Origin of the sequence: Trebonia kvetii, assembly GCF_007827045.1 — a bacterium.
In the GTDB taxonomy this organism is placed as follows: Bacteria; Actinomycetota; Actinomycetes; order Streptosporangiales; family Streptosporangiaceae; genus Trebonia; species Trebonia kvetii.
The window spans coordinates 1-597 of the sequence record NZ_RPFW01000027.1 but is presented as its reverse complement, the minus strand read 5'-3'; the positions used below and the strand labels follow the sequence as shown (position 1 = coordinate 597).

2 rRNA genes are annotated in these 597 nt (G+C 57.6%); both read left to right on the top strand.

The annotated features are described in order from the left end of the window. Positions 1 to 103, top strand: a 16S ribosomal RNA gene (locus EAS64_RS42810); the annotation flags it as partial. 364 nt (positions 104 to 467) lie between these two features. Then, positions 468 to 597, top strand: a 23S ribosomal RNA gene (locus EAS64_RS42805); the annotation flags it as partial.

Genomic DNA, 597 nt, shown 5'->3' with positions numbered 1-597 from the left:
GCCTAACCCGTAAGGGAGGGAGCTGTCGAAGGTGGGGTCGGCGATTGGGACGAAGTCGTAACAAGGTAGCCGTACCGGAAGGTGCGGCTGGATCACCTCCTTTCTAAGGAGCACCGGCGCTCTTACGCAGCGAATGCCTGCGTGAGCGTCCATGCTTTCTAGTGGAGCACTGGTTATTCGGCAATCTCTTCTTACCGCTCTCCGGTTAGTACGCTCTCCTCCCTGGAGGAGCTGCGGAACGAGGAGTCTCGCGGGAGAGGGAGTGCCGAGCACGCTGTTGGGTCCTGAGGAAGCAGCCGCTTCGCTTAGGGCGCTGACTCGAACGGCCTGCGGTCAAGGATCTCCGGATGGAGGTCCTTGTCGCATGGTTCCGTCCGTATCTTGAGAACTACACAGTGGACGCGAGCATCTTCTGGACGAACCTCTTTTGAGGTTCAGTCTGAGCAGTTTGCATGTAGTGCATGTAGTGTCAAGTTTTTAAGAGCATACGGTGGATGTCTTGGCACCAGGAGCCGATGAAGGACGTTGGAGCCTGCGATAAGCCTCGAGGAGCCGGCAACCGGGCTGTGATTCGAGGATTTCCGAATGGGGAAACCC